Annotated in this window: 2 protein-coding genes; both read left to right on the top strand. The window is 59.9% G+C overall.

All coding sequences use genetic code 11. The features are described 5' to 3' along the window. Nucleotides 1–489 precede the first annotated feature (489 nt). Complete coding sequence (locus ACFFAR_RS27655) at nucleotides 490–2,166, top strand: phospholipase D family protein (RefSeq protein WP_375508862.1); 1,677 nt, start codon at nucleotides 490–492, stop codon at nucleotides 2,164–2,166. A gap of 38 nt (nucleotides 2,167–2,204) precedes the next feature. Next, nucleotides 2,205–3,599, top strand: a complete 1,395-nt coding sequence (gene fumC / locus ACFFAR_RS27650; protein ID WP_062167295.1) for a class II fumarate hydratase — start codon at nucleotides 2,205–2,207, stop codon at nucleotides 3,597–3,599. The last annotated feature ends 115 nt before the right edge of the window (nucleotides 3,600–3,714 follow it).

Raw genomic sequence — 3,714 nt, 5'->3', positions numbered from 1 at the left:
CCGATGGCCACGCTGAGGTCCTGCATCTGCAGCATCAGCGGGCGCGCCGCAGCTTCGGGTCCAGCAGGTCGCGCAGCCCGTCGCCGAGCAGGTTGAGCCCGAGCACGGACAGCGTGATCGCCAGGCCGGGAAAAACGGCCAGGCGTCACGAAATACCGCTTGAGGCGACACCGCCGAATAAGTTAAGCAGGCATTGATAGTTGGAATCCGGCCGCTCCCCGGATACGATCAAGCCGTCTCCTTGAGACTCATCCAGTAACAGGGGTATTAGGCCCGCTTCGTTGAAGCGGGTTTTTTTTCGTCCGCGATCCGCCGCATTCCCTCCCCGCTTTTTCTCAAATCGATCCGTTCAGCGTGTCCATACCCGATTTCCCATAAAATGTGTCCGCGTGATCCTCGCCCGTTTGCACGAGATCCAGCGCTGAGAACGACAACGAAGGTGCGTCTAAAGCGCCGTCAGATCATAAAAACGCTCGGGAAAGAAAAGAAATGGACGTGTCGCAACGCAGCAGGCAGTCATTGAAACTCCAGGCATTTCACGCGGGATCCAGCGATTTTTCGCAGTTTCTGAAGCTCACCGTCGCCGCGCTCACCGCGTTGACGCTCACCGCATGCGCCACGCGGCCACCGGCAAGCGCATTCGACCATCCGGTCACGCACGCGCTCTCCGTCACTGCCGATACGCCGCTGCGCGCTGCCATCGCGGCGAAAGAAGCGGCGCACCCGGACGAATCCGGCGTGCGGCTCCTGCCAACCGGCACCGAAGCGCTGCAGGCGCGCATCGCACTTGCCCGCGCAGCGACGAAAACGCTCGACATGCAGTACTACATCGCCGAAGAGGACAACACAGGCAAGTTATTGCTCGGCGCAGCGCTTTATGCAGCCGATCACGGCGTGAAGGTGCGCATGCTGGTCGATGACCTGAATTTCAAGGACATCGACAAGATCATGGCCACATTGAATTCGCACGACAACATCGACATCCGCGTCTTCAATCCCTTTGGCAGCGCGGCGCGCGGTTTCGGTGAACGCACGCGCAACCTGTTCACGAACGTCGATCAGTTCACGCGCCGGATGCACAACAAGGCGATGATCGCGGACAACCAGATTGCGATCATCGGCGGCCGCAATCTCGGCGACGAATATTTCAGCGCAAGTCCGACGATCCAGTTCCGCGATCTCGATGCGTTTGTCGCGGGGCCGGCGACGCAGGAGATATCGGCGAGTTTCGATGAATACTGGAACAGCTCGATTGCGTATCCGCTGCGCGCGCTGAACAAGCAGAAGTTCGATCCCGCCGATCTCGACAAGACCCGCGACGACCTGCGCCAGCACTGGAAAGAACAAGCAGATCCGCTGAACGCCAAGCCGCTCAATGCCACGCCGCTTGCCCAGCAGATCTCGCAGGACAGCCTGGGACTCACGTGGGCGCGCACCGAATTCAAGGCCGACTCGCCTGTCAAGATCGAGCATCCGGATCCGGACTACAAAAGCCCGCCGCTGGAACGCCTGATCGAATTGTCGAATCAGGCGAAGAGCAGCGTCCAGATCGTCTCGCCGTATTTCGTGCCGCACGACGAAGGCGTCAAGGCGCTTGCCGCGATCACCGCAAAGGGCGTGAAAGTCGAAATACTGACCAATTCGCTCGCTGCAACCGACGCCGTCGCGGTCCAGGCGGGTTACGCGCCGTATCGCGTGCCGATGCTGAAAGCCGGCGTCGATTTGTACGAACTGAAGCCCGTCATTGCCGAAGGCGCCGGACAGCCGCGCGCAGGCCTGTTCGGGTCACAATCGCGCTCGAGTCTGCACGCCAAGGCTTATGTGATCGATCGCAGTATCCTTGTAATCGGTTCGATGAATCTCGATCCGCGCTCGGCGTCTCTCAACACCGAACTCGCGCTGGTCGTGTACAACAAGAAGATAGCCGGCGAAGCCGCCGAGTTGTTCGATCGCGGCATTGCGCCGGCAACGTCGTATCGTGTGGAGCTTGCCTCCCCCACAGTACTGGGTGGCATCCAGAACATCGGCTCGTCGACGTCGCGGCTGGTCTGGATCACCGAAGAAAACGGCCAGGTGCGCACCTATGACTTCGATCCGCAAGCCGGTTTTTACCGGAATCTGCTGACGGGATTGTTCATGTTGCTGCCTGTCGACTCTCAACTTTAAGCGTCTGGTTCCAACCGAACCTGAAGGAGCAAGTAGTCATGACGGACAACGTAAGACTCGAGAAAGACACCTTCGGCGAAATCGCCGTGCCGAACGCGAAACTCTGGGGCGCACAGACGCAGCGCTCGTTGCAGAACTTCAAGATATCGAGCGAGAAGCAGTCGCCGGAACTGATCGATGCCCTCGCGATCGTCAAGCGCGCATCGGCGGAAGTGAACGCCGAACTGAAAGTGCTCGCCGACGATAAAGCCAAGGCCATCATTGCCGCCGCAGACGAAATCCTCGCTGGCAAGCATCCCGATGAATTCCCGCTCGCCGTGTGGCAAACGGGCTCGGGCACGCAGACGAACATGAACTTGAACGAGGTGATCGCGAACCGCGCGAGCGAACTGATGGGCGGTGAGCGCGGGGAGGCGCGCAAGGTTCATCCGAACGACGACGTGAATCGCGGACAATCATCGAACGATGTATTTCCGACCGCCATGCACATTGCCGCGGCTGTCGCGATCGTCAAGCATCTGGTGCCGTCGCTGAAAACCTTGCGCGCCACGCTCGATAAAAAATCGAAGGACTTCGATTCCATCGTGAAGATTGGCCGCACGCATTTGCAGGACGCAACGCCGCTTACGCTCGGACAGGAATTTTCCGGCTACGTCGCGCAACTGGACCAGGGCATTCGCCACGTCGAGTCCACCTTGCCGCATCTGTATCAACTGGCGCTCGGGGGCACCGCGGTCGGCACGGGTTTGAACGCGCATCCCGAATTCGCGGTGAAGGTCGCAAACGTGATCGGCAAGCTCACCGGCCTGCCCTTCGAAACCGCGCCGAACAAGTTCGAAGTGATGGCCGCCGCCGACGCGCTCGTGTTCGCGCACGGCGCGCTCAAGACCATCGCGGCGGGTCTGATGAAGATCGCCAACGACATCCGGTGGCTTGCCAGCGGACCGCGCTGCGGCCTGGGCGAGTTGTCGATTCCCGAGAACGAACCGGGCAGCTCGATCATGCCGGGCAAGGTCAATCCCACTCAATCCGAAGCCGTGACCATGTTGTGCTGCCAGGTATTCGGCAATGACGTTGCGGTGAACTTCGGCGGCGCGAGCGGCAATTTCGAGCTGAACGTGTTCCGCCCGATGATCGCCCATAACGTGCTGCAATCGGTTCGTCTTCTCGCCGACGGCGCATTGAGTTTCAACGATAACTGCGCGGTTGGCATCGAGCCGAACAAGCCGCGTATCGAGAGTTTGCTGAACGAATCGTTGATGCTGGTCACGGCGTTGAATCCGCATATCGGCTACGACAAGGCCGCGAAGATTGCGAAGCAGGCACACAAGGAAGGCACGACGTTGAAAGCATCCGCCCTCGCGTTAGGCTACGTGACGGAAGCGCAGTTCGACGAGTGGGTGAAGCCGGAAGAGATGGTCGGGAACAGGTAAAGCTGGAGACGGCAGCGGTTGACTACGCGCAACCGCTGCCGTCATGCAATGAATCTATCGTGACGTTTTTCGTGCGGCGGGGAAAAACCCTTGTTCGACCGCATAAGCGAGCAGC

The organism is uncultured Caballeronia sp. (assembly GCF_964243625.1).
In the GTDB taxonomy this organism is placed as follows: domain Bacteria; phylum Pseudomonadota; class Gammaproteobacteria; order Burkholderiales; family Burkholderiaceae; genus Caballeronia.
Note: the sequence above shows the minus strand (reverse complement) of the source record. Positions and strands in the feature narration are given on the sequence as shown.